The organism is Virgibacillus litoralis, assembly GCF_017873675.1.
Classification (GTDB): domain Bacteria; phylum Bacillota; class Bacilli; order Bacillales; family Amphibacillaceae; genus Lentibacillus; species Lentibacillus litoralis.
On record NZ_JAGGKK010000001.1, the window covers coordinates 89590 to 115090 of the forward strand.

24 protein-coding genes are annotated in these 25501 nt (G+C 38.5%); 6 read left to right on the forward strand and 18 right to left on the reverse strand.

Annotated elements, in window-relative coordinates:
• Positions 1–88: 88 nt before the first annotated feature.
• From J2Z82_RS00420 to J2Z82_RS00450, 7 genes are all read right to left on the reverse strand, one after another.
• Positions 89–2134 carry a CocE/NonD family hydrolase gene (locus J2Z82_RS00420; protein WP_209478830.1) on the reverse strand — a complete coding sequence of 682 codons (2046 nt, stop codon included), beginning with the start codon at positions 2132–2134 and terminating at the stop codon, positions 89–91.
• 14 nt (positions 2135–2148) lie between these two features.
• On the reverse strand, positions 2149–2880 hold the full coding sequence (locus tag J2Z82_RS00425) for a TetR/AcrR family transcriptional regulator (RefSeq protein ID WP_209478831.1): 732 nt from the start codon (positions 2878–2880) through the stop codon (positions 2149–2151).
• Between the two features lie 183 nt (positions 2881–3063).
• Complete coding sequence (locus tag J2Z82_RS00430; protein ID WP_092493741.1) at positions 3064–3705, reverse strand: ABC transporter permease; 642 nt, start codon at positions 3703–3705, stop codon at positions 3064–3066.
• Between the two features lie 16 nt (positions 3706–3721).
• A complete protein-coding gene (locus tag J2Z82_RS00435) occupies positions 3722–4630 on the reverse strand; it encodes an ABC transporter substrate-binding protein (protein WP_245250977.1) in 909 nt (302 codons plus the stop codon).
• 17 nt (positions 4631–4647) lie between these two features.
• Entirely contained in the window at positions 4648–5289 is a 642-nt protein-coding gene (locus J2Z82_RS00440) for an ABC transporter permease (RefSeq protein ID WP_209478832.1), read from the reverse strand.
• The gene (locus J2Z82_RS00445; RefSeq protein ID WP_209478833.1) at positions 5290–6411 is read right to left on the reverse strand and encodes a betaine/proline/choline family ABC transporter ATP-binding protein; all 1122 of its coding nucleotides are present in this window, start codon (positions 6409–6411) and stop codon (positions 5290–5292) included. It abuts the gene before it with no gap.
• A 357-nt stretch (positions 6412–6768) separates the two neighbouring features.
• A complete protein-coding gene (locus J2Z82_RS00450) occupies positions 6769–9327 on the reverse strand; it encodes a beta-N-acetylglucosaminidase domain-containing protein (protein WP_209478834.1) in 2559 nt (852 codons plus the stop codon).
• 309 nt (positions 9328–9636) lie between these two features.
• On the opposite strand from J2Z82_RS00450, the gene J2Z82_RS00455 reads away from it, so the two are divergent.
• Entirely contained in the window at positions 9637–10086 is a 450-nt protein-coding gene (locus J2Z82_RS00455) for a hypothetical protein (RefSeq protein WP_209478835.1), read from the forward strand.
• Positions 10087–10372: 286 nt separating this feature from the next.
• Here the strand turns inward: J2Z82_RS00455 and J2Z82_RS00460 are convergent, their stop codons facing one another.
• Positions 10373–10792, reverse strand: a complete 420-nt coding sequence (locus J2Z82_RS00460; RefSeq protein WP_280922954.1) for a pyridoxamine 5'-phosphate oxidase family protein — start codon at positions 10790–10792, stop codon at positions 10373–10375.
• A 183-nt stretch (positions 10793–10975) separates the two neighbouring features.
• Here J2Z82_RS00460 and J2Z82_RS00465 point away from each other — a divergent pair, with 183 nt between their 5' ends.
• Both J2Z82_RS00465 and J2Z82_RS00470 read left to right on the forward strand, forming a co-directional pair.
• Positions 10976–12127 carry a DUF3137 domain-containing protein gene (locus J2Z82_RS00465; protein ID WP_209478837.1) on the forward strand — a complete coding sequence of 384 codons (1152 nt, stop codon included), beginning with the start codon at positions 10976–10978 and terminating at the stop codon, positions 12125–12127.
• Between the two features lie 15 nt (positions 12128–12142).
• Positions 12143–12712 carry a LemA family protein gene (locus tag J2Z82_RS00470; protein WP_209478838.1) on the forward strand — a complete coding sequence of 190 codons (570 nt, stop codon included), beginning with the start codon at positions 12143–12145 and terminating at the stop codon, positions 12710–12712.
• A 124-nt stretch (positions 12713–12836) separates the two neighbouring features.
• On the opposite strand, the gene J2Z82_RS00475 is transcribed toward J2Z82_RS00470, so the two are convergent.
• The 8 genes from J2Z82_RS00475 to J2Z82_RS00510 all read right to left on the reverse strand — a co-directional run bounded on the left by J2Z82_RS00475 (position 12837) and on the right by J2Z82_RS00510 (position 20056).
• Positions 12837–13184 (reverse strand): DUF805 domain-containing protein, encoded by a 348-nt coding sequence (locus J2Z82_RS00475; RefSeq protein WP_209478839.1) that lies wholly within the window; start codon positions 13182–13184, stop codon positions 12837–12839.
• Between the two features lie 157 nt (positions 13185–13341).
• On the reverse strand, positions 13342–13566 hold the full coding sequence (locus J2Z82_RS00480) for a hexameric tyrosine-coordinated heme protein (RefSeq protein ID WP_092493726.1): 225 nt from the start codon (positions 13564–13566) through the stop codon (positions 13342–13344).
• 139 nt (positions 13567–13705) lie between these two features.
• Positions 13706–14989 carry a GntP family permease gene (locus J2Z82_RS00485; protein ID WP_209478840.1) on the reverse strand — a complete coding sequence of 428 codons (1284 nt, stop codon included), beginning with the start codon at positions 14987–14989 and terminating at the stop codon, positions 13706–13708.
• A 37-nt stretch (positions 14990–15026) separates the two neighbouring features.
• A complete protein-coding gene (locus J2Z82_RS00490) occupies positions 15027–16205 on the reverse strand; it encodes a thiolase family protein (RefSeq protein WP_209478841.1) in 1179 nt (392 codons plus the stop codon).
• Positions 16206–16290: 85 nt separating this feature from the next.
• Positions 16291–17070: a 3-hydroxybutyrate dehydrogenase gene (locus J2Z82_RS00495; RefSeq protein WP_209478842.1), complete on the reverse strand. Its 780-nt coding sequence runs from the start codon at positions 17068–17070 to the stop codon at positions 16291–16293.
• An 18-nt stretch (positions 17071–17088) separates the two neighbouring features.
• On the reverse strand, positions 17089–17763 hold the full coding sequence (locus J2Z82_RS00500) for a 3-oxoacid CoA-transferase subunit B (RefSeq protein ID WP_209478843.1): 675 nt from the start codon (positions 17761–17763) through the stop codon (positions 17089–17091).
• 15 nt (positions 17764–17778) lie between these two features.
• Positions 17779–18474, reverse strand: coding sequence for a CoA transferase subunit A (locus J2Z82_RS00505; protein WP_209478844.1), 696 nt, complete (start codon positions 18472–18474; stop codon positions 17779–17781).
• A gap of 217 nt (positions 18475–18691) precedes the next feature.
• Positions 18692–20056: a sigma-54 interaction domain-containing protein gene (locus J2Z82_RS00510; RefSeq protein WP_209478845.1), complete on the reverse strand. Its 1365-nt coding sequence runs from the start codon at positions 20054–20056 to the stop codon at positions 18692–18694.
• A 128-nt stretch (positions 20057–20184) separates the two neighbouring features.
• Between J2Z82_RS00510 and J2Z82_RS00515 the strand changes: the two genes are divergently transcribed.
• A complete protein-coding gene (locus J2Z82_RS00515; RefSeq protein WP_209478846.1) occupies positions 20185–21774 on the forward strand; it encodes an alkaline phosphatase family protein in 1590 nt (529 codons plus the stop codon).
• A gap of 17 nt (positions 21775–21791) precedes the next feature.
• On the opposite strand, the gene sda is transcribed toward J2Z82_RS00515, so the two are convergent.
• Positions 21792–21950 (reverse strand): sporulation histidine kinase inhibitor Sda, encoded by a 159-nt coding sequence (gene sda / locus J2Z82_RS00520; protein WP_209478847.1) that lies wholly within the window; start codon positions 21948–21950, stop codon positions 21792–21794.
• Positions 21951–22499: 549 nt separating this feature from the next.
• Between sda and J2Z82_RS00525 the strand changes: the two genes are divergently transcribed.
• Both J2Z82_RS00525 and J2Z82_RS00530 read left to right on the forward strand, forming a co-directional pair.
• Positions 22500–23318, forward strand: coding sequence for a helix-turn-helix domain-containing protein (locus J2Z82_RS00525; protein WP_209478848.1), 819 nt, complete (start codon positions 22500–22502; stop codon positions 23316–23318).
• A gap of 156 nt (positions 23319–23474) precedes the next feature.
• On the forward strand, positions 23475–24044 hold the full coding sequence (locus J2Z82_RS00530; RefSeq protein ID WP_209478849.1) for an MEDS domain-containing protein: 570 nt from the start codon (positions 23475–23477) through the stop codon (positions 24042–24044).
• Positions 24045–24138: 94 nt separating this feature from the next.
• Here J2Z82_RS00530 and J2Z82_RS00535 read toward each other — a convergent pair whose 3' ends face one another.
• Entirely contained in the window at positions 24139–25092 is a 954-nt protein-coding gene (locus tag J2Z82_RS00535) for a hydroxyacid dehydrogenase (protein WP_209478850.1), read from the reverse strand.
• Between the last annotated feature and the right edge of the window lie 409 nt (positions 25093–25501).

Sequence of the window (25501 nt, forward strand, 5' to 3'; positions counted from 1 at the left end):
AACCTGTCCCTGCTTCTCAAAAAAATGCCTGTCAGCTGGAATGATTATGTTCCAGATGACAGGCGCTATTCTCCTTACTGCCTTTATTCTATTGATAGACTCTTGGTATTTCTTTTTTCCAGGTATTTTGGAAGCATTGTTCTCCATTGTGAAAAGCGGTCATTGTATTTGTTAGATAGAATGTATCATTATCACTCGTCATCTCACTATTGGTAATTAGCTTTACTTCCCAGTCGTCTCTTCCAACTGTCAGTTCCCATTCACATTGCGCCTTGGCAGCTAAAGGATTACCTGATTGAATCGTGTAAGTGTTTTTATTTATACTTCCATGCTTCAACCCGTTATGAGGCAGCAAACGCTCCCCTTCGTCTGAAAAGTCTTCAAGCAGCCATACATTTGTTATGGTATTATGCGAGATGTTTCGTGTCCGATTTTCGGTTCTGAGAATTTCTCTATCAATCACTTGAGCCGTTTCCGGAGAATCAAAATGAACTGCACCATCCACTTCCGGCTGTGGTGTACGGACTGGCAGCCTTACTTTCGTTGATTCCCCAGCATAGATTTCCAATGTCACGGGTTTTGGTGATGGCCAAGCTTGCGGCCAATACGTTGGTGATATAGCTACTTCCAGTGAGTGCCCGGCTGGAATTGTTTGTCCGACACTATTCAGTTTAATAGATGCCTGATATTTCTTTCCAGGTTCCAAAGTTTCCGGATGCTCATGGGAATTAAGGTGATTTAAATTTAACATTCCCCAGCTAAGTAAAGTAGATTCTCCAGTTGGCGCCTTATCACAAAGCCTGACAGCAACAAGAGCACTTTCCTGATCGACTGTAAATTCCATGTCAAACATCGGATGCCCTAGCATATCAAAACTTTCTTTAAAAGGATCCGTTGTAAAAACGACTGATTTCCCGTTTTCGAATCGCTGATCAGACGGTAAATCACCTGGTTCTCCAAATGGGCAAAATACCCCTGCATAATATCCATGTTCCTGAACGCTTGGCACAATTACCTTCTCATTAGAATTCTGTTCAGATTCCAATTTTCCGTCATGAAGCCAGAAATGTTTTTCATTAACATTTTTTGAAGGCCATGAAGAATCAACTACCCATTTTCCAGGTCTTTCATCATAGTTAACTTCCGGTAATTCGTTCTCCTGAATCCAAGTTATAAATTTCGGATCATCCTTAACTCCAGTGTCAATCCCTTTTAACCATTGATCCCACCAGCGAAGACACTCCTGCAGAAAACCAATTGTCGGATCTGGCGTTGCGACTTCTGGATATTCGTGAGCCCACGGTCCAATCAACCCTTTAGCATATGGGAGATTTTCAACTAGACGAAACACAGCATCCGTATAGCCATCCTGCCATCCACTAACAGTAAAGACCGGTATCTGAATATCCGAGTAGTCCTCATTTATCGATCCATGCTTCCAATAGTCGTCTCTTGTTTGGTGGCTCATCCATTCATTAACATATGGAGTAGTCTTCAATCGCTCCAACCAGTTTTCTTTCCAGCCTTCTCCAACTACTTCTGGATCCTGTGGACGAGCACTGTAAGCGAACATGGTTGATGCCCACCAAAGCATATCTGATGCCAGTATATTTCCTCCGCGGTAATGAACATCGTCTGCATAACGGTCATCAGTGGAGCAAAGTGTAATTATTGTTTTTAAGGCTGGGTGCTGTCTTGCAGCAACCTGCAACCCATTAAATCCACCCCAGGATTTCCCGATCATTCCAACATCGCCTGTTGCCCATGACTGCTCGTTAATCCAATCGAATACTTCCAAAGCATCATCGTGTTCCTGTTTCAAATATTCATCTGGCAAAAAACCATCTGAATTACCAGTTCCGCGGATATCAACACGAATACTTGCATACCCATGCCCGGCAAAATAAGGATGACGAATTGAGTCGCGAATTGCTGTGAAATCATCTTTTCGATACGGCAGATATTCCAATATAACTGGGACGGGATTTTCCGCTGCATCTTTTGGCAGCCAGATTGTAGCTGCTAATTTTGTCCCATCAGACATAGGAATCCACACATGATCTTTCTTTTCTATTTCTCTTGGAAACTCTGTTATTGTTTTTCTATCATTTGAATCACTTACATTAAAAACCAACTTATTTCACTCCTCTAAGATGTACTACTTCCGTTTTCGTTATCGTTACGGTCACCATATATATAGTTGACCTCTTTTCTTTTTTCAGGAACAACTGTGGACATAATACTTTTATATACATAATTCATTGTTTGCTTTGCAGCTTCCTCTTTTGAAACATTTCTCCGTAAATTGAGGAGATTTGTTAGCATCCCCGTCCAGATCAACATAGTCATATCAGCGATATACTCAATGTCCTCTTCATGGATAAACCCTTCCTCTTTAGCACTTTGAATATAGAGAGAACTTCGGGTAGCTATATTGTGATGTGTGATAATGGATTGCACTTCTTCAGAAAGATTAATTAATTCATTTGCATAAACCTGATAATAATTCTGCATAAGTTCTTCTGGAATAGTACCAAGGTTTTCAATATAGAGAAGAGAATACACCTCAGGTAATTGAAAGGAATGTTTACAGAAGCATTCCCATGCATACAACCATTTTTCCACTGTATTATTGCCTTTTTCCATATAACCAGGCAGGTCTTTTAAGTATTTATCCGTATCACGCATGACAGCAAAAAACTTCAAATGAGATAAATCCCGAAAGTAATTGTAAACTGTAGAGCTGGTATACCCAGCCCGATCCGCGATTTCTCGGATAGTTATATGGTGTAAACCCTTCTCTTCAATAAGCTCTGAAGTTGCATCAAGAAAAAAACGCCACATTCTAGCCGTTTGAATCTCTTTTCTTTTTACATTCATTAGCCGCACACCTCAAAATTTCATTTAATATATTTTTCCACTACGAGAATCATATTGGTAAACTTGACATTTGCCAATGTACTTTATTCTCTCTTCACTGCTCATAACAACCCCCTGGTCAAGACAACCAAGGGGCTTCTTCATCATTCCAACTCACGCAAAAACTTCTGCAATATGTTTCAATTAAGCAAGCCGGCGTTTCGTTTTTCCTTCGATTTTCCCTAGTAAAATATCAGCTATAATCGCCATTAAAGTAGCAATGATTGTACCAGCGTAAATCTTTACATCCGACTGAAGGCTAATCCCGGAAATAATCTCTTTTCCTAAGCCACCTGCGCCAACGTAAGGACCAAGTGTAGCGACAGAAATAGCGATTACCGCTGCCAGTCTTACCCCTGCCAGCAGAAACGGAATAGATAAGGGAAATTGTATTTTTAACAATAATTGAAGTGTCGTCATCCCGTTGCCAACTCCTGCTTCTATAATACTGTCATCTACTTCTTTAATTCCAACATAGGTGTTTTTCACTATAGGAAGCAAGGAATATAGAAACAATCCAACGACAATCGTTTCAAATCCAAAGCCTAAATAGAGCATTAATATTGCCAGCATGGCTAAGCTAGGTATCAACTGCAATATATTGGTAAGCGAGATGATAACCGGTGCCAGCTTTTCAAACTTTGCTGCAATAATACCAAGCGGTACGCCAACCACGAGTGCCAGCCCGATACCATAGGCCACCATTAATAAATGTTCTATCGATAGAGATAACAATTCACTGTAGTTTTCAATTATATATTGGACAAGTCTACTAATGAACTCCATGTTTATTCACCTTTTCTCAGTCTAACATTCCTTTTTCTTTTAGAAATTCCTCTGATACCTCTTTGATACTTCTCTTTTCAATATCCACTTCATATATTAGATCGGTCATTTCTTCTGTAGAAATTAGCCCAACTGTAGATTCAACGATTTTATCAATTTCCGAATTTTCATCAATCACGCTATTACGTGCGACTAAAGAAGCCTCGTATGGTGGAAAGAAATGTTTATCATCTTTTAGAACTTTCAAGTCATATTCCTTTAATTGCGGATCTACTGTATAGGCAGTTACAACGTCCAAATCACCGTTTGCAATTCCTTCATACATTAATGCAACGTCCATTCCGCGCGCTTCAGCAAATTTATAGCCATATGTTTCCTGAAAGCCTTTATACCCATCATTATCACGTTCAATCCAGGCATTATCAGTACCTAATACCATTTCATCTGCAAATTCTTCTAATTGTGTTAAGTTTTCTACATTATTTTTTTCTGCAAAGTCTCTGTTAACTGCAATACTGTAGTTGTTAATAAAGCCAACCGGGTCATACCACTTGATGTCGTACTTTTCACCAAAGAATTTTTGGGCTTGCTTCAATGTTTTGTCTGGATTGGTTGAATACTCTACATCATCAAAATAGTTGTTATATACTTCACCAGAAAATAAGTTAGCAAAATCAAATTCTCCACGATCAATTCCAGCAAAAATCTGAGCACTCGCTGGAAGGTCTTCAACAATTTCTACTTCATGACTTGTTTGGTCTTCCACTAATGATTTTAAAATTTGTACATTTATTTTAGAGTCAGTATTTTTAGCTGCTGCTGCAGTAAATACCTCTCCACCATCTGCTGAACTATCATCTCCACAACCTGTAATTAAAAACATTAAAGCGACTAAACTTGCGACTAAAAAACTTTTTATCTTCATTTTTAAATCCCCTTTTCTTAAGCTCTTTTTACTATATTCTCAATTCTGCCTAAAACAAGATCTAGTGAAACTGCAATTACGATGGCCAATATCGTACCCGTGAAAATCATGTATTGATCATTGTAACCAATACCTGCCAGTACAAGGTCACCTAATCCGCCTGCACCAATTAATGCTGCCAGTGTTGTCCAGCTAATGATATAAACAGCAGTTACACGGATTCCGGACATAACGTATGGAAAAGCAACAGGCAATTCAACTTTGAACAGCCTTTGAAATGTACTGAATCCCATTCCTTTCGCTGCTTCAATGATTTCCGAACTAACAGACTCCATACCTGAATACGTGTTTCGTAACAATGGCAGCAATGAATATAACAACAAAGCCACTACTGCGGGTGTGAAGCCAATTCCCATTATAGGAATCATAATGGCTAACATAGCAATGGTTGGTATTGTCTGAAACACATTAGCAATGTTAAAAATAAGACTCTTGATTTTGTTACTTTTCATCTTCGTCATATAAATAGCTAATGGTACGCTTATAGCAACTGCTAAGATGATCACGGTAAAGGAAATAAGAATGTGCTCATACATGTACTCTAAAATGGATGAATAATCTTCAGACCAATATGTCAAATACTCTGATAGCAATTCCATTTAAGCAACACCACTCTTACCTTCTGTTACATTCTTCAATGCCTGCAACAATTTGTCTTTATCCAGAATACCAACAAGTGAATTATCTGGAGAGATTATTGGAGTTGATCCGTGTAACTCGTCAAGTTTCTTTAATACACTTTCCGTATCTTCATCTTCCGTAATCACCGAGCTTGTTTGCTTAATTAAATCCTGCATATTCTGATCCTTGTTTGACAGCATGTCATATAAGTTAATTACACCGGCATAAATTCCATCACGCTTCACAACAGGTGCTTCAGCGATTTGATTGGCTATCATCTTATCCATCGCTGACTCAACCGAAGTGTCATCTGAAATAGCGATATAATCCTTAGATATAAACTTGTTAAGCTGCGGTAGCTTTCTGTCCATTCCAAGCCTTTTTTCTCCGATAAAATCCTTCACAAAATCATTTGCGGGATTCTCTAAAATTTGCTGTGGAGACCCTTTTTGGACAATATTGCCATCCTTCATTAAAATGATTTGATCAGCAATTTTTATCGCTTCATCCATATCGTGTGTGACGAATATAATCGTTTTATTGATTTCAGATTGAAGACGAAGTAGTTCATCTTGCAATTGTTCTCTGCTGATGGGGTCTAGAGCACTAAAAGGCTCGTCCATCAAAATGGTAGAAGGCTCTGCAGCAAGAGCACGAATAACACCAATTCGCTGCTGCTGACCACCACTTAGTTCTGAAGGGTAGCGTAGCATATACGTTTCTGGATCGAGATTGACCATTTCTAACAATTCAACAACTCTATTACGGATTTTCTTCTTTTCCCATTTCAATAGTTTCGGCACGGTTGCTACATTATTATAAATGGTCATATGAGGGAATAAGCCTATATTTTGGATAACGAATCCCATTTTGCGGCGAAGGGTAATCGGGTTAATGTCTTTAATATTTTCTTCATCGATCAGAATCTCGCCTTGTGTATAATCTACTAATCGGTTTAGCAGTTTCATAGTTGTCGTTTTACCACAACCACTTGGACCAATTAATACATTTATCTTTCCCTCTTCAAACGTTAAATTAATATCTTTTAATGCCTGAAATCCATCATCAAACGTTTTTCCTATGTTCTTTAATTCAATCAAATTAGTCCCCCCTTTTGGATTTTTAAGATATGTAAACTTCATCTTTTTGTTTACACAGAGATTCATCATTAAATTGAATCCATTCATTTTATGAACACGTTCTTCTAATGAACAAGTTCATATTACATAATTTAGTTTAGAAGGTTTATATAACTTTGTCAAATGGCCCTTTGATTTCGGAGGTGGTCCGGGGGGACAGGTTCCTCGTCCCGCACATATCCTCAAGTTCCCTTTATACAAATTGTTAATGTTAGAAAACCTAAACCCTGTTTTCTGCATAAGTGCAAATAAATAAACCCACCTGTCGTTAAATAGACAGATGGGTTTATGTTTCAAGATATTTATCTCGACTGCTGTTTACTCTTCGGGCTTTGTGATAAGAACGATACCATTTTCTATTTGAACGTTAGCTTCGATCGTCGCATTATCCCGCAGCCAATCATTCGCATGGATGCTTAGTACATAGCCATTATCTGGAATCGCGGAATTATTTCCGCCTCTTTCTACTACAGTATCGTCCACTACAGTTACTTCATATCCCCAAGGGTTTGTTCCAGTAGTGTCTCCATGTTCAGGTGTATATTGAATCAGTTCTCCTCCCCCTCGAAATGTATTGACACCGTCCAACATTCTGTAACCAATAACGTTAAGATCTCCCCACATACTATCGATTAAGAACGGTTTGATTGTTTGCTCTCCAATTTTCTGTGGCATCTTATAAGCCTGTACCATTAAAGTTCTTAGTTTCTCTTGGTACTCACTTGCTTTATCTGGTTGATCTTCTTTTTGCGCTATTAAATAGTTAACAGCGACTTCCCCAGCTTCACCGTATACGTCGAGATTCTTTAAATATGGCTCAATTGACTTCAGGAATTCTTCGTTGTCTATATTCTGCCGCATAGTATCAGGAATCTGCTGCAACATATCAAATTCACTGATCAAATTATCCGCAGTTCCACCTATATCATTACTATCATACGCCTCCCAAAAATCATCTATTGACGGTTGTAACGTTAATGATAAGGAAGGTAAGGTTATTGCGCTTTTTACCAGAAATGGTTTTATAACACCTTGTCCAATTTTTTGTGGAATTTGTTCAGATTGATTGTACAACGTAATTAGTTCTTTTCTGTACTCGCTTGCCTTAGCTGCCTCTCCTTCTTGCTGTGCCATTAAATAGTTGACGACGACTTCGCCAGCTTCACCATACAATTTCAGTTTTTCTAGATAAGGTTCGACTTCAAGTAGAAACTTATCATTTTCCATTTGATTTTGAAGTTTGGCTGGATTCTGCTGCAATTTTTTAAATTCAGCTATTAATTCATCCGCAGCTTGGTCCGCATTATTGGATACATAAGCCTTCCAGAACTCATTGATTAATGGTGTTAGCGTCAGTGACTCGGTTTCGTTAAGCGGAGAAGAATAAGAATTCTCAGCAAACGTTTTCAAAACGTCTGCTGCATCTCCGCCAAATGATTGAACACTGCGTTCCCATGATTCTCTTGGCTCATAAGCAGCTGGATTCCATGTATAATCGGCAATCGTATACATCGGAATTTTAGATGCTTCTGCCTCATTCATTGGATTTGTTGTTAAACCTACTACACCATTCTCTGTTAAATCTGAATCTCTTTTAACAAGTGGACCTAAAAACAAGCTGTTACGATCAAAATCGTTAACAGGGTAATTATCCCATATTAACAAATCATGTTGAAAAATGTTCCGAACTTTTGTTGCTCCTTCTGATGTTATTTGTTCAGATACAACTTTCGGACCAGTCCACATAACAACTGTGTCCTTATGAAGTAATTCAGCAAAGCGCTCACGGTAAACAGTTGTACCATTTCCGGAATAGTCTGTTGGAACAGTAATCAACCGCTCAGCACCTTCATGTGTTTGAATAAATTCCTTGGTAAACCTATTCAGCAGATGAGCGTGCGCCGCTGCTATTGGATCCGCATCGTCTCCGAATTTATCCTTATCCTGTTCACAGTGCAAGCTTTTACTAATATCATCTAGAAAAATCGCATAGGATCTTACACCTAAATCCCACATCTTCTCCATTTTTTTCTTCAACAATGCAAAATCATCGTCCCCAGAGTAGCAAATTGACTGTCCAGGAGAAAGGGAGAAAGTGAAGTTCACATGATTCTCTTTTGACTTATCTATCAGTTCCTCTATCTTTTTCAATTCTTCATCAGGATAAGGCTCACGCCAATTTTCTCTATGATATGGATCATCCTTAGGGGCATAAATATACGTATTAAGTTTATTTTCTCCATAAAATTCTATTTGACTTAATCTGTCATCATGTGTCCAAGTCGGTCCATAAAACCCTTCGATTGATCCACGAATTGGCATTTCTGGCCAGTCACGGATTTCTGCTTGCGAAATCAAATCTCGCCCTTTTCGTTCTTGAATAATTTGCTTAAACGTCTCCGCTGCATAAAAGGTTCCTGTCTTGTCTTTTCCGGCAAGAACGATTTGTTTATCATCATTATTTGCTGATACAAGGGTGTAGCCTTCATCTTTTAACGTTTCAGTTCCATTTACACCCATCTGATTCAACACGTCTGCCGAGGCTTGATTTTCGGAAGGACCACCAATCCAAATGGTAACAGGTGTATTCACCTTCTCACCTGCATTTTTGCGTACGATTTGCTTTACATCAGCAGCTTTTAATGCACGAACTACTTCCTGAATAGCTTGTTCATCCGTTTCTTTCCCTACTACAATTCCCACTACCGGTGTAAGAGGGAATGCTTCACCCAGTATTTTCATTTCCTGTGGTTTGGGGTTAATAGTAACATCCTCTGTGCTATCTGCTGATACCTTATTCGTATTTAGAAACGGTACACATAACAATAAAATTGAACAAACCATCAAGATTCTTCTCCAATTATTATAATGAGCCATATTAAACTAGTTCCTCCTTTTTTATGTTGATAACTATATAGATAAATTTTTCACTACCAACGAATATAGGAACACTGTGTGAATCTATTAGTTAGTAGTTGATAGTTTTATATACTAAATATAGCAAATTTTTAAAATTTAGTGAATAATCCATTTCTACTAGGTATTTTATCATGACGTTGCTGCTATAAATCAATTCAGATGGAGGGAAAGTTGTTTGTCTGGTCAAATCCGAATCATTCGTATTTTTAAAAAATCCAGTGGTATAATAGGGGTTGAATCTTAAATCACATTCACCGTGGAGGTCTCATGCTTACATTTGAAGAAAAACTAGCAATTATTGAATCCTTTCCTGAATTACAGCGTCACGATGTCTCACTTGGTCGTGTTAATTTCCATTTTGAAGAAAGCATAATGGATAAAAAAATAGTAGTATATCGTCTGCACCCAAACGGGAACGGTTTTGTATACGCTGAAGAGATAGATGAAAACTACCCGATCGATTCCAAAGGCATGGTTAATATCCGTGACTTTTCGGAACAGGAGCTTTGGAAAGTGCTAAAACAATCAATTGATTCGCTGTCAGAATCCGAACTTATTGAAGAAACATGGATTAATCCTGAAAACCAGACATTAATGTTAACCAACGATTATAACGCTTGGAATATCTATGCTGGGGACGACTTAGATGGAACCCACGCAACATATAATGCAGCGGCTGACTATCTCCATCAGGAGGGATTCAGACGGTTGAAATAATGCTTAAAGGTGAAGTTTTTCCAATCCGAAATACAAATGAATCCTCATTCCGCTAAAAGGCTAAAAAACTTCTCTAAAAGAGATGAGGCGGATCCTCGTTCCGTTAATTGTACAAATTCAATGGAAAATAGGGCTGAAAATGGCAAATAGCGGAATGAGGATCCTTAGCCATGCTCTAAACAGGGTTTTTGTAATGAATAACGGAACGAGGATTCATCAAATGAGCCTCCCCTATTATTTTAAAAAAACGCAAGCTATTCAACAGTTGAATAGCTTGCGTTTCACATTACAAATCCAGTACTCTTGGCGCTTTGCCTTTTTTATTCATTAACCGGATTTGAATTGGCTCAATCTCTAGTACAATGAAATTCGGGTCCTCAGGTCCATCAAAATAATGCTTCATATCTTCAATCCACAGCTGTCTTTTCAGCTCTTCGGAATTGCTGATGGTAGCCTTTCCTTCGTATTCCACATATTCATCACCAAACCCTTCGCCATCATATCCGAGTAGAATGTGTGTGAAAGGGTTCTTTTCAACCTCTTCGGTTTTATGTGTTTCTTTACTTGTTGCTGTGTAAAGTTTCAGGTTTTCATGAAAAAAAGTCATATACCTGGAATGCGGTTTATCATTTTGTACCGTAGCCATTGGCCCAACATGGCTATCTTGAAGTATTTTTTCAATGTCTGCTTTAATAGCATCACTCAAACAAATCCACTCCTTTCCTGTAGATATCTGCAGAATTTCACTTAACTGGAAAGATATCACATTCTTCATTTTGCGCAGTAGTTTAAAAATGTATACGAGAGTATAATATACGTTATTATTTTTCCTCGGTATGATGAATATAGTAGTTATAGATATGTCACCTATAAACGAGGGGAATGTAAAGTGAAGAAGATTTCTAAAACAAAAGAAGAGTTCGACCAGTTTTATGAAGAGGAAATAAAGGGCGAAATTGAAGAATTAGAAGCGAACAGAAATAATTTAAAGAAGAGACGAAATAAGCAAGCCAAAATAACTACCGTAGCTGCGTTAATTCCTATTGTGTTTGGCCTGATTTTCTCAGACTATTTCATTGCGTTTTTTATTGCAACATTTGTCGTACTTATTATTGGATTTAGTAAGATGTCCAAAACATACAAGTCATTCGAAGGCGTCATGAAGCAACGAATTGTACGGAAGGTTGTAACATTTATTAACCCCGAATTCCAATACGCACCAGAAAAACATATACCTAAAGAGACTTTTTTAGATACAAGGGTTTTCCCAAAGAAACCAGATAAATATCTCGGGGACGATCTAATTTGGGGAAGTGTCTATGATCAGGATCAGTCTGAAACCGAGGAACATGAATTTTCAGTCCAAAATGCTACACCAGAAAATATTAAACAGGTTACTTCCAGTCTGGAACGAAGTGAGGAAGATTTGCAACCGGAAGAGAGCCCTAAAACAGATATCGCTTTTTCCGAAGTGACAGCTATAGACGTATGGTCAGATACCGATGGACACCAACAAGAAACCGTCATTTTCCAAGGGTTGTTCTTTGATGTTGATTTTAATAAAGATTTTCAAGGAACCACTGTCATTGCACCGAGAAAAAATCTATTTTTCGACTTTAAAAAACTGGACATATTTCATAAACAGCCTAAGCTTGAAGAAATCGAGCTTGACAATGTGGAATTTAATGAGCGATTTGCAGTTAAGACAACAGATGAAGTCAAAGCACGCTATATTTTAACACCAGGCTTCATGGAAAAAATGCTGGCTTTGACTGATGGAGCAAAAGAAAGGTCAAAAGAACGTATACCGAATCAGCACTTAAAAATCGTCGCTAAAACTATTGAGAAGATTGTTCCTTATTTTTCATTTAAAGATGGGAAAATGTACTTCCTATTAAACACACTTCAGGACCATTTCGAATTTAATATCGACAAGAAGGCTGATAAGGAATCGATTTATAATTATTTTGAAGATATTAATCAGGCATTAATACTAGTGGAAGAGTTAGATCTTAACTTAAAACTATGGAATAAGGCATAGATGGGGTGAAAGGTCATGACAATGTTTATTATCATTGGTGTAGTTGCACTGTTTCTTCTGTATATCATTATCACATACAATAACGTTAAAAAAGGCGCGGTAAAAGTGGAACAATCCTTTTCCAATATGGATGTACTCTTACAAAATCGGGCAGATGAAATTGTTAATTTAATTTCAACGACGAAAAGTGCTGTGGAAAATGAGAAGGAATTGCTTGAGGAAGTAACTGCTTTACGTTCACAGGTGAATCGTAATTCAACTAAAAATGTGGAAGATAAATTGGCAGACTCCCAGCGGTTAGAAGGCTCTGTAAATACCCTGTTAGGCAGGTTGGAAGCTTATCCTGATATCAAGTTCACCTCTCAATATAATCACCTGCAAAACCGGATTACAAATATTGAAGAAAATATTCAGGCGCAACGAAGAACTTTTAACGCTAGAGTAGCAGACTTCAATGCCTATCTCGTAACATTTCCAAGAAACATCATCGCATCTATCTTTAATTTCAGCCAAAAACCATCATTTGAAGTAACAGACCAATCCAAAAAAGAAAACCCAGATGTCAGCGCAATGTTTGAAGAATAAGGGACTGAGGGTCAGGGGGACATGAGGGTCAGGTTCCTTGTCCCGCTTAACAGAAAAAGCCTGGCATGACGGACTATACTAAAGTCCGGCTGCCAGGCATTTTTTATTCATAGGTTAATAGATTTTAATTAAACTTTGGGTTTGGCCCGTATTTATTCTCATATAAATCACTATCCAAACACATGAAAATTAATAAAACAATTGCCCCTGCCACTGGGATAAGACTAATTAAAACCCAAAATCCGGACTTTCCAGTATCATGTAATCTGCGAACAGCAACAGCCAATCCCGGCAGAAATATAAATAGGGAATAAAGTCCTGATAACACCCCTGATATTCCTAACACCCCTTCAAATATCCCTAATATGATTGCGATAATAAAACTAACAAGCCCAAACATCCAGTATTCTTGCCGCCTTGCTCTTCCTTCAAATTCTACATAATTTTTTAAAACCTTTATGTACCAGTTCATGCTGTACTGAGTCCCCCTTTCAAACAATTTTTAACCTAACAACTATAACATAACTACCATTATTCGAAAATTTGAACAGTACGTATCCAAAATGAAGGATTTCTTGACTGCAACAGAAAGGACCGAGCAAAAAGCCGCCCGGTCCTTAGATATGTTCTTATTTCCAATAGTTATTTGCTGCAGCAACTGTTTGATAATGTATTGCTATAACTTGTGAGGCCATTGTTAAACTATCTGCACTTTCTGCGTAGTCTGCCCTTAATTTTTCACGAACATCTGGAGAAGTCTGGGTGTATCCTACGCCCTTTCTAGAGAGTGTAATCGCAAGTTCGAACCCTTCTTGAGGTGTATCTGTTTTTAAACTTGTGAGCCAATCTGCCATAAATATCATCTCCTTGTCCTTTTCCTAATATATAGATTATTTAGAATAGAATATCAATTAAAACAACTTATCTTCATCTTGTTCGGAAAACATTCTGGGACAATGAACCTGTCCCTATTGTCCCTTTCCCTATTGTCCCTTAAAAGATTCCGATTGCAGCTAGTAGGATTACTACGATTACGGAAATTACTGGTATTAACACTGCAACTACAAATAAATCTTTATAGCTGTCTTTATGTGTCATACCTGTTATGGCGAATAATGTCAGTACAGCTCCATTGTGTGGTAGTGCATCAAGTCCACCCGAGGAAAGTGATGCAATTCTGTGAAGCTGTTCGGGATCGATTCCTGTATTCTGGGATATTTGATAATACTTATCGCCAAGAGCTTCCAAGGCTATCCCCATACCACCTGAAGCCGAACCTGTAGCACCAGCAAGTATATTAACAGCAATTGCTTCGGATATTAACGGATTTCCTTTTACTCCCATTAGCAGTTCGGTTAACCGTTCAAACCCAGGGACGGCTCTAACTACTGTACCAAACCCTACTGCTGCACTAGTATTGATTATCGCTGTTACAGAACCAACCGCTCCAGCATTAATTGTCTTAACAAATCCTTTAAATTTGGAAAAGTTCAGCACCATGATTAAAGCAATTCCGGCTATCAGCGCCACCACAACATCCCATCCAAATACATTCAGGGTAATAAGTACAGTTAAAAGTGGTAATACCGATAACAGAAATGAAGGTGTATCTCCCTCTACATTAATAAATTTGTTATCCTTTGGCTCCGTAAAAACTTCTCCTTTTGCTGTCATCTTTTTTTCGCGCCAGCGTAAGTACAAGTAACCACCAACAGCCATTACTATCCCTGCAACTATCCCCATAACTGGAGCCGCCATCGCGTCAGTATGAAAATAATCCATCGGAATCAGATTTTGGATCTGTGGTGTTCCAGGTATTGCTGTCATGGTGAACGTGAATGCACCAAGCGCAACTGTTGCTGGTATTAATTTTCTGCTGATATTAGCTTCACGGAATAGTGTTAACGCAAGTGGATAAACAGCAAATACAACTACGAATAAACTAACGCCTCCATATGTTAGCACTGCTGCTGAAACCAGCACACCCAATATCGCGCGCTGCGTGCCAATGACTTTAGTAAATGCTACCGCAACAGATTTTGCCATCCCTGTATCTTCCATCAGCTTGCCAAACACTGCCCCAAGCATAAATACAGGAAACCAAGCCTTCGCGAACGAGACAAATCCACCCATATATGTGTCTTTATATGCATCGAGTATATCCAAACCACCTGTAATTGCTACTACCCCAGCTGCAATTGGCGCTACCCATATAATCGACCAGCCAAGATACGCTAATACCATTAATACAACAAGTCCTAATAAAATACCAAACATTTAAAAACCCCTCCTAAAAATATAAACCACTTAAATTTTATGTTGCTTCTACAACCATAGCGATTCCTTGGCCGCCGCCAATACATAATGATGCTATTCCATATTTTTTATTTCTTCGCTGTAATTCTTTAATAACGGAATAAAGCACTCGTGTACCGCTGGCGCCGATTGGATGCCCTAGCGCTATAGCTCCACCATTGACATTCACTTTTTCCCGATCCAGACCTAACTCTTTTTCAACAGCAAGATACTGTGCCGAAAATGCTTCATTTACCTCTATTAAATCAATATCATCTAACGATAAGTTCGAGTTCGCCAATGCTTTCTTAATTGCAGGAACAGGTCCAATACCCATATAGGCCGGGTCAACACCGCCTACTCCCCATGAGATAATCTTGGCGATTGGGGTTACCTTGTTTTTCTGGACAAACTGCTTGTCTGCCAAAACTACTGCCCCAGCACCATCATTTATTCCGCTGGCATTTCCGCCAGTTACCGTGCCATCCTTTTTAAAAGCAGGTTTTAACTTAGCAAGTTTTTCGGTGCTTGTATCTTCACGGATCTGCTCATCATCCTCAACAAAAGCAGTACCTTTTCTTGATTTCACCTCAACTGGTGTGATTTCTTCAGCAAACTTACCCTGACTTCTTGCCTCTGCTGCCCGCTGATGGCTCAGGTAAGCGTATTCATCTTGATCCGCGCGCGAGATAGAATATTTTTCGGCAAGATTTTCAGCGGTTAAGCCCATACCGCCGCCAATATATTCATCCGTCAAAGCAGCCCAGAGCATGTCATCGATTTGCGGTGTTCCAAGTTTCGCTCCAAAGCGACTTCCTCTTAATGCATATGGTGATAGACTCATGCTTTCAACTCCACCAGCAAGTGCCACTTGACCTTCACCCAGCATGATCGATTGCGCCGCGGAAACTACCGATTGTAACCCTGATCCACACAAACGATTCACTGCAAGAGCTGGACTTGCATGTGGGATACCGGTTTTTAATGCAACATGTCTTGCGAGATATGGAGCATTTTTGGACGAGTGAATAACATTTCCCATCACGGTTAAGTCGATATTCTCAAGCTTTATCCCACTGCGTCTGATTGCTTCCTTGCTTGCCGTTACGCCAAGGTCCGTTGGGTCACTGTCTTTAAGCCCTCCTCCAAAACTTCCAAATGGAGTTCGTGCTCCTTCTAAAATATATACATCATTCATCTTCTCACTCCTCATAGATTAGTAGATTCTATTTATTGAGCATTGTAGGAAATTTCGGGACAAGAGACCTGTCCCCACGTCTCGTCTATTGAGCTGTGTAGCCTCCATCTAATACTACTGCCTGACCTGTTACACCTTTTGCTTTGTCACTGGCGAGGAACATTGTATAATCAGAGATTTCCTTAACAGACAGCAGACGTCTCTGTGGTACTAGCGGATAAATAACATCTTCTAACACCTTCTCGAGCGAAACATTTCGGTTACCTGCCAAATCTTCAAGCTGATTTCGGACAAGTGGGGTATCGACATAACCCGGGCATACAGCGTTAACCGTAATTCCGTGTTCAGCACCCTCTAAAGCAGTAACTTTTGTTAGTCCGATTACGCCATGTTTTGAACTGTTATAAGCAGCTTTTCCAGCAAAACCAATCAACCCATTAATCGATGCCATATTTAAAATTCGGCCATATCCTTGTTTTTTCATTATCGGAAATACGTGTTTTGTTGCCATAAATGGTGCAACGAGCATAACCTTGGTAATGAATTCGAATTTTTCAGTTGGAAAGTCTTCAATTGATGCAACATGCTGTAGCCCGGCATTGTTAATCAGAACGTCAATTCTGCCATATCGTTCAACCGTTTTATCAATGGCAGAAGTGAGTTCATCTTCCTTTGTTACATCACATTTTATTCCAAAGCAGTCATGCCCTTCTTTACTCAGTTTTTCCGTTACTTCATTTACTTTTGCTTCGTTGATATCTGAAAAAACAACTTTTGCTCCGTTTTCGACAAAATCAACGCCAATCTCGTACCCTATTCCACTTGCTGCACCTGTGATAAAAACGACTTTATTATCTACTAACATCTGAACCCCTCCATTTTTTTATAGTGATGCCGCTTTCAAATTCTCACATAAAATAAGTTCTGCTTCTGTTGACTGAACAACTTCCTCAACTGTCCAGCCATTTGTCACCTCTGTTAGTTTTAAACCAGCACTGGTAACATCAATTACTGCACGGTCTGTTATTATCCGGTTAACGACACCTTTACCTGTTAACGGAAGTGTGCATGCTTTTAATATTTTCGGCTTGCCATGTTTATTAACATGATCCATGATAATAACAATTTTCTTAGCTCCATGGACAATATCCATTGCGCCACCCATGCCTTTAATCATTTTTCCTGGGATCATCCAATTAGCTAAATCCCCTGTTTCGGAGACTTCCATGCCACCGAGGATAGCAAGGTCAAGGTGTCCCCCGCGAATCATGCCAAAGGATTCTGCACTGCTAAAATAAGATGCACCTAATGAAGCTGTAACGGTTTCTTTTCCAGCATTTATCAAATCCGGATCAACTTCCTCCTCTTCTGGAGACCTGCCAATTCCAAGCAAGCCATTCTCTGACTGAAGAACAACTTCTTTTCCTTGCTGGATATAGTTTGCAACCATTGTCGGCATGCCAATTCCTAAGTTCACATATGAACCGCTTTCAATTTCCTGCTCCGCTCGTTTAGCGATATTTTCACGTATAGTTGCCTTATCGGCCTGCTCCACCATAAATACTCCTCCTTCTTATGCTTGTTTTCTTAACGTTAATCGTTCAATCCGTTTCTCTTGCTTGCCTTCAATTAATCCTTGTACATAAATGCCTGGAGTGTGAATGTGATCAGCGTCAAGTTCACCCGGCTCAACCAGCTGCTCAACTTCAGCAATTGTCACCTCTCCTGCTGCAGCAATCGATGGACTAAAGTTCCGGGCTGTTTTGTTGTACACAAGGTTTCCATTTCTGTCCCCTTTTGCTGCCCGGACAAGGCTAAAATCTGCCGTTAACGCTGTCTGAAGCAAGTACTCTTTATTATCAAACGTTCGTACTTCCACACCTTCTGCAAGCGGGGTCCCGACTCCAGCTGGTGTATAGAATGCAGGTATTCCAGCACCGCCCGCCCGAATTCTTTCTGCTAATGTGCCTTGAGGAACAAGTTCAACCTCTAAATCTCCTGATAAAACCTGTCGTTCAAATTCCTTGTTTTCCCCAACATACGAGCCAATCATCTTATCAATCTGTTTATTTTTCAGCAGCAGGCCTAGCCCCCAATCATCAACACCACAATTGTTGGATATCACAGTCAGATGCTTCACGTTCGATTCTACTAAAGCAAGTATCAGATTCTCCGGAATTCCGACAAGGCCAAATCCACCGGCCATAATCGTGGAACCATCCTGAATGTCCTTAACTGCTTCATTAAATGATGTATAGGTATTTTTCATCTTTTTGCACTCCCCTCACTCTTATATAAGCAAAAAGTATGCCAACTTTAGCTATCCTTGCAAAATGTCACAAAATCGACGTTTTTAACTGGAACGAAAAAATCCAAATTCCGATTTTACGGAATTTGGATCTAAATTCTTATTTAATAGTAATGTAAGCCCTTACTTGTATTGCCTTTCCACGAATACGGAATAACTTTCCGATATTACGGAAAATTCAAATTCCGTATTTCTTTATTTTATCGTACAATTTCGATTTACCGATTCCCAGCAGTTTTGCAGCTTTTAGCTTATCTCCATTGGCTTTTTTTAAACTTCTTTCGATTGTTTGCTTTTCCGTGTTATTCAGAATTTCCTTTAAGGTACCATTTTGTTGCAAAAAATTAGAATTTGGCTGGATATGGTCTGGTAAGTCTTCCACTTTTATAATTTCGGTATTCGTTAGATGGACCGCGGATTCAATAACATTTTCCAATTCCCTAATATTCCCTGGCCATTGGTATGTCATGAAGCATTCCAATACAGGCTGGTCAAAGTCGATAACCCGTTTGCCTGAGCGCTCTGTCACTTTAGTTAGAATATATTTGGATAAAACCCGTAAATCCTCTGTTCGTTCTCGAAGTGGAGGTATCCGGACCTGTACAACATTTATCCGATAAAATAAATCATCCCGAAAGCGCTGTTCTTCGATTAATTTTTCCAGAGACTGATTTGTGGCAGCTATAATTCGCACATCTATCTTTTGCGTATCGTTTGCCCCAAGCGCTTCGACTTCTCCTTCTTGTAAAACTCTTAGAATTTTCACCTGGGCACTTAATGGCATATCACCAATTTCATCTAAAAAAACGGTACCACCATTAGCAAGCTGAAACTTACCTAATTTGCCACCCTTTTTAGCTCCTGTAAAAGCACCTTCTTTATAGCCGAATAATTCCGATTCCAGTAAGTGTTCAGGTATTGCTGCACAATTCACTTTAATAAATGGTTTACCGCTTCGTTCACTTAAGTGGTGAATACTGTGTGCAAACAGCTCTTTTCCTGTGCCGCTCTCACCTCTGAGTAATACAGAAACATCGCCAGGTGAAACTTTTTTTATTTTATTCTTCAATTCATTCATTTGCGGGGAACTGCCTACAATATCATGAAGCGAGTATGTTGTTCCGTGCTGATTGTTCAATTGACTGCGATAATGTTCCAATTCCAGCAATAAATCCTTAATATGACTGTTCATCTTTTTCCATTCTTTTGTATCACGAAACAATACAGTCCCAACTGCACCAACAACTTTCCCCTCAGAACGTACAGGAATACGATTGGCAATCATATGATTACCACGGATATATTGAAGGTCAGCAATTTCTTCCACACCGGACTTAGCAACTATATGCATTCTGCTATTCTCAATGACTTCGGTTACATGTTTGCCAATTGCTTCTTGTTTATTTGTCTCTAGAAAGTCACAATACGTATTATTCATGTATGTTATCAAGCCTTCACCATCTACTACAACAAAACAATGGTAAGCGTTCTCAAAAACTGTTTCAAAAATTTCCTCTTTGTATATATCCTTTAAATAATGCAATCTGCCACCCCTCCATACAACACTTTTATTATAACAAAATTATATGGTTCCACACAGTTCCCAAATAAAGCACATAATTTTACGAGTAATCGTAACAATACTATTACTAAGTTAAAGGATGAACTGGAATGATTAAAAAATTGATTATTGCGCTGATAAGCTTAGCCCTCGTTTTAATTTTTATTATTTGGTATGGTTTTTCAACCCCGACAAAAGACTTAAGTGATGAAAAAGTCGATACAACTTCTAAGTCTAAACCAGTTGTATTGATAATTGTTGATTCTTTAATGGATAAACCTTTACAAAAGGCTATTAAAGACGGACGAGCACCTGCATTGAAATTCTTATCTGAACATGGACAGTATTTAGATAACGTTGTAAGCTCATATCCTACCATGTCAGTTACAGTTGACAGCAGTCTCTTAACAGGGACATATGCCGATAAGCATAAACTTCCTGGACTTGTTTGGTTTAATCAAGTTGAGAACCGTTTAGTGAACTATGGTAGTGGAAAAATGGAAGTCCTCCGGCTTGGAATTAAACAGGTTCTTAACGACAATATTACCAACTTGAATCAACAGCATTTAAGTAAAAGTACTGATACTATTTATGAGGAATTAAATAAAAGACAACTTCAAACCGCCTCCATTAATGGGCTGATTTATCGTGGAAAGCAAACACATAACCTGCATATTCCAAGATTAGTTTCTGGGGTTAACTTAATGTCCGACAACATAACTGTAAAAGGACCAACATTGTTCTCCTTGGGAAGTCTATCTCAATTAAGTCCTGAGAATGATAAACATAACAAGGTTTGGCAAGGATTAGGGCTCAATGATGCCTTTACTGCTGAAGAACTTAAATATCTTATTCAAAATAATAGCCTCCCCGCTTTTACACTTGGCTATTTTCCGGATTTGGATGGTCGTGTCCATAAGCACGGTCCAATGGATCTAAAAGGGATTGAAAAGGTTGATCAGCATCTTCGAATGATTCTGGACGCATATCCTACTTGGGAAGAAGCAACCAAAAATATGGTCTTGATTGTCTATGGTGACAGCGCCCAATCAGCAATTGGAAAGGAACATTCCAAATCGATTATTGATTTAACAACACTGGCCGGAAAGTACCGGGTATCCGAACCAGGAAAACCAATCACTAAAAAAGATCAGATTGTATTGGCCGTTAATGAACGAATGGCCTATATTAATTTGTTAGATGAAAAAGTTGGTTATACGGAAATGGCTTTGGATTTAATAGGAGATTCTCGAATTAATTTTATTGCGTGGAAAGACGATGAAGGAAATCATGTATATTCCGGGAATGTAAATAGAAAATTCACCTATCAACCTAAGCCTGATGGTGAATTTACTGATCCATATAATAAAAAATGGGATATGAATGGTGACTTTACCGTATTGAATTTATCCGTTAATGACCAAAATGAAATATCATACGGCAGGTTTCCTGACGCACTAGCAAGATTAAATGGAGCTCTTCACTCTCACGAAGGCCGTTATCTTGTGGTCGATGCAAAGCCTGGCCATGAATTTATCGCAAAACACTCCCCTGCTCACCTTGGTGGAGCAGGGCATGGATCTTTACACGAAAAAGATTCAATTACACCCATGATCATCACTGGTACAGATTCACACCCTAAACATAATCGTGTTGTGGATTTTAAAGAATGGATATTGGAATTGACCAGTTCCAACTGAGCTAAATCCGGATAAATTCAAGTTAATGCCTCTATTTCATATTCATAGTTTCTGAAAGTTATTCCCCTTCTGTCCAGCTCAATCATTAATAATTCAAGAAAATCTCTTTCCAGTCTTAATTTTAATGCTTTTTTATATGCGTTTATTAACGCTTCGTCACTTAAATATATCATCATTTTAATTACCCCTATTTTAATTAATCTTCTATTTATAATTCACTTTAAATTAAAACTGTGGCTTTACAGCAACCTCTCTATAAGAAAATGGTCCCCACCATTAAAAATATTTAATCTATTAATGTAAAAGTCACATCCCTAGACTAAGTATTCATGGTACAATGTTCCATAGTGAATCAAGCCAATCTTGCATTATCTTTATCTAATATAATAAATACTACCTACACAACCTTTTCAATTCAAGATAAAATGCGAAATGTGTCGAATTGCCACAAACCGAGAATATTGATCGTATATACTTTAATGCGTTTGGTGCAAACAACAGAATTTTGTGGCAACTTAGCCACACGATATCCATTCAATATTTGATAAAATACTCTAATATGCAAACATTTAGTTCAGATTATTTCAAATAGTACGGGATAATCTTATGCCTTTTATTAGAAAACTTGGTATTCGCCAAGCCTAATGGCGAGTGCCTTAGTTGCACTTATGCAGTAAGAATGTATTTATACCTTCTTAACTGCTAACAAGACTGGGGGGGGAGTTATGAAGAGAGAATGGTTAATCCGGCTTCGAAAATCAAAACAATTCACGCAAGAAAAAGTGGCCTTAGATGCTTATATTGATAGGGCTTTTTATTCACAAATTGAAACTGGAAAACGCAATCCCAGTTTTAACATTGCTCTTAACATCGCTAAAGTTTTAAATTTCGATCCAATGATATTTTTTGAGGATAACCTTAGCATTGTTAAGGACACCCCTTCATATCGTCATATACCTGAATACTTCAGCAGCATGGATAGAGGAGATATACTATATCTCTTTAATAATAAAAATAGCTATCTTGACCATGTTGTGACGTTTCTTGTTACAGGAGTTCAAAAAGGTAGTTATTGTATTATCATCGAGCATAATAGAAATCACACAAAGATACAGCAGCGTTTAGAAAATTTCTTAACTAAGACTGAAATAGAAAATCTCATATACTTTATTGACCAGAATGAAATACTTCAGCATGAACCTAAAGGTATAGTGGATAAGTTTCATAAATTACAAGATATGTTTGAAGAAGAAAAACCTGTACGTATATGGATGATTGAAGAGCAATATACCGAAGATGATTGGATAAACAAGTTAGGAAGGTATCTTAATCTGGAGGACAATTATAATTTGAAGGTAGCATACAGAAAGTTATTATTTTTACGAGCTTATGATGCTTCATTAATATCAGCAGGGCTGCATATACAAAAAATGCGTTGCTATTCATATCTTATGACGGATTCTGAAATAGTAGATTCTCCCTTTTATCGCTCACTAAATAAATCACTTATCTTCCCTTCCCTTTTCATCCAAGAGAGATTCTAATTAAACAGGAAATAATTAGCTACTTATTAATTCGCAGTAAATACAACCTAGGCACGATTAAAGCTTGCACTCCGAAGTATAAGGGGTTAGTACGCTTTCATAAGAATCCCTTTAACGAATGCCAAGTTTTCTACTGAGAAGAAAGAGAGGGATTAAATGATTCCATTGACAAAGTATCTGCAAGAATTCGATTCAGCACATATCTTGTATGTTTTTGAAGAAAAGAATAACTATATAGAAAATATGATGGCGTATATTAAGGCAGGCACGGAAAGTGGTCATCATCTTATTATCATAGAAAATCAAAACGTTTTTCATGAGGTAGAGGAAAAAATTAAGAAGTTATATTCAAATGAGGAACAAAAATATATTCATCATATTGATAATTATTCATTTTATCGGAGTTACACAAAATCCCATATGCAAAGCATTGTCAAACATTTCCATAATAAATTAAATGCTTGTATAAATGAAAATAGTACTATACGCACGTGGGCACATGTGGAATGGAAAAGTAATAATACCAGTTCAAATAAACTTGAGGAATTTGACAATATTGAAGACTGTAGTCTTAGTGAAATCGGGATAATGTCCGTATGTGCGTACGACGCTTCTGCTATCTCAGCTTCTCTGCAAACTAAGCTGTTGCGCAATCATGAATACTTTATGACAGACAAAGAATTGGTTCGATCTTCTTTATTTGGAATACCTAAAAAGTGCAGCTAATAAATAATCAAACCTAAGACCTCCATTCCTTGTATCAGTAAGAATATGGAGGTCTTTAAAAGTGTCAACTATCCGTGATTGGATGTAACGTAAATCACACCACAGCACAAAGTGACTTTCCGCCTTCCAGCACTTTCATCACTTCTTTGGCAACCATCATAGCTGTACGGGATTGCGATTCATCTGTTAAACCGGCAATATGCGGGGAAAGGTGGATAGCTTCAACCTTGGAAAGTGGTGAACCCTTTTGAACAGGCTCTGTTTCCAGTACATCAAGGTACGCCCCGGCAATTTCCTTGGATTGCACAGCCTCTACCAAATCCTGTTCGTGTACAATCCCGCCTCTTGCTGAATTGATTACGTAAGCATGGCGCTTCATACATTTAAAATTATCTTTGCTGATCATATGCCGGGTTGCTTTTGTCAATGGGACATGGATGGAAACAAAGTCTGAGTGAATGAGCAGTTCATCAAGCGTTTCCACCGGCCGAACTCCGGTTTCTGCCAGTATATGATCGTATGGCTTAACAAATGGGTCATAGCCGATGACATTCATTCCAAAAGCATTGGCACGTTTGGCAACACGGTGGGCAATTTCACCCAATCCGACAAGTCCGAGCGTTTTCCTGTTTAATTCATATCCAGTAAAGAACTTTCGATCCCAATTGCCCTTGCGAACATCAGCATCTGCTTCAGCCAAAGGACGATAGGCATCCAGCATCGATGCCATTACATACTCTGCAACAGACGTCGCATTCGCATGTACAGCCGGGATGACTGGAATGTTTCTAGCTTTTGCCGCCTCAAGATCAATGTTATCAAGGCCAACACCAAGACGGCCAATGACTTTGGTATTTTTGGCTGCATCAAGCAATTCTGCATCGACCTTAGTTTCATTTCTGACAATGAGTGCATCATATGCAGGCACCAATTCAAGCAATTCACTTCTTTTCCGTCCCAATTCCATATCATAATCCACGGAATAGCCATTGCGCTTGAGTTCTTCAATTCCATCATCCCACATCAACTCGGTTACGAGCACCTTCATGACCCTTCACTCCCTATGCTAGTAATTAATTGTCTATGTATCTGTACCTGACTTCTCTCTTAAGTAAACTGTTCTAAAGTTGCTACTTGATTATATGCAGGTATAGTGGTAATTAATCTCATCGTACGAATAAAAATAGAGCAGCATCATTAAAGATACCGGGTTCAGTAACGGGAGAGAAAACAATAAATAACATACTAAAAAGGAGCACAAATCGCATAGCGTTTCGTACTCCTTTTTTTATTGATATGACAACGTTTGTCTATTTTTAAGACCCAGATTAATATAGTAAATAGCAATCTTTTTAACAAACGTACATAAATTTATGTACATTGTGCATTTAAGGTGTGAAAACGAGTGTTAAAAGCAATGTTGCTTTAAATGTGGTATGTGATGCTAATAGTGAGTT

What these genes read in the sequence shown, in the direction of transcription:
- J2Z82_RS00480 (WP_092493726.1), bottom strand. Translation starts at nt 13,566, where the DNA reads ATGGCAGATTGGCTCACAAGTTTAAAAACAGATACACCTCAAGAAGGG.
- J2Z82_RS00435 (WP_245250977.1), bottom strand. Translation starts at nt 4,630, where the DNA reads ATGAAGATAAAAAGTTTTTTAGTCGCAAGTTTAGTCGCTTTAATGTTT.
- J2Z82_RS00470 (WP_209478838.1), top strand. Translation starts at nt 12,143, where the DNA reads ATGACAATGTTTATTATCATTGGTGTAGTTGCACTGTTTCTTCTGTAT.
- J2Z82_RS00455 (WP_209478835.1), top strand. Translation starts at nt 9,637, where the DNA reads ATGCTTACATTTGAAGAAAAACTAGCAATTATTGAATCCTTTCCTGAA.
- J2Z82_RS00490 (WP_209478841.1), bottom strand. Translation starts at nt 16,205, where the DNA reads ATGAATGATGTATATATTTTAGAAGGAGCACGAACTCCATTTGGAAGT.
- sda (WP_209478847.1), bottom strand. Translation starts at nt 21,950, where the DNA reads ATGATGATATATTTAAGTGACGAAGCGTTAATAAACGCATATAAAAAA.
- J2Z82_RS00450 (WP_209478834.1), bottom strand. Translation starts at nt 9,327, where the DNA reads ATGGCTCATTATAATAATTGGAGAAGAATCTTGATGGTTTGTTCAATT.
- J2Z82_RS00430 (WP_092493741.1), bottom strand. Translation starts at nt 3,705, where the DNA reads ATGGAGTTCATTAGTAGACTTGTCCAATATATAATTGAAAACTACAGT.
- J2Z82_RS00425 (WP_209478831.1), bottom strand. Translation starts at nt 2,880, where the DNA reads ATGAATGTAAAAAGAAAAGAGATTCAAACGGCTAGAATGTGGCGTTTT.
- J2Z82_RS00440 (WP_209478832.1), bottom strand. Translation starts at nt 5,289, where the DNA reads ATGGAATTGCTATCAGAGTATTTGACATATTGGTCTGAAGATTATTCA.
- J2Z82_RS00500 (WP_209478843.1), bottom strand. Translation starts at nt 17,763, where the DNA reads ATGGTGGAGCAGGCCGATAAGGCAACTATACGTGAAAATATCGCTAAA.
- J2Z82_RS00535 (WP_209478850.1), bottom strand. Translation starts at nt 25,092, where the DNA reads ATGAAGGTGCTCGTAACCGAGTTGATGTGGGATGATGGAATTGAAGAA.
- J2Z82_RS00525 (WP_209478848.1), top strand. Translation starts at nt 22,500, where the DNA reads ATGAAGAGAGAATGGTTAATCCGGCTTCGAAAATCAAAACAATTCACG.
- J2Z82_RS00495 (WP_209478842.1), bottom strand. Translation starts at nt 17,070, where the DNA reads ATGTTAGTAGATAATAAAGTCGTTTTTATCACAGGTGCAGCAAGTGGA.
- J2Z82_RS00530 (WP_209478849.1), top strand. Translation starts at nt 23,475, where the DNA reads ATGATTCCATTGACAAAGTATCTGCAAGAATTCGATTCAGCACATATC.
- J2Z82_RS00505 (WP_209478844.1), bottom strand. Translation starts at nt 18,474, where the DNA reads ATGAAAAATACCTATACATCATTTAATGAAGCAGTTAAGGACATTCAG.
- J2Z82_RS00515 (WP_209478846.1), top strand. Translation starts at nt 20,185, where the DNA reads ATGATTAAAAAATTGATTATTGCGCTGATAAGCTTAGCCCTCGTTTTA.
- J2Z82_RS00485 (WP_209478840.1), bottom strand. Translation starts at nt 14,989, where the DNA reads ATGTTTGGTATTTTATTAGGACTTGTTGTATTAATGGTATTAGCGTAT.
- J2Z82_RS00475 (WP_209478839.1), bottom strand. Translation starts at nt 13,184, where the DNA reads ATGAACTGGTACATAAAGGTTTTAAAAAATTATGTAGAATTTGAAGGA.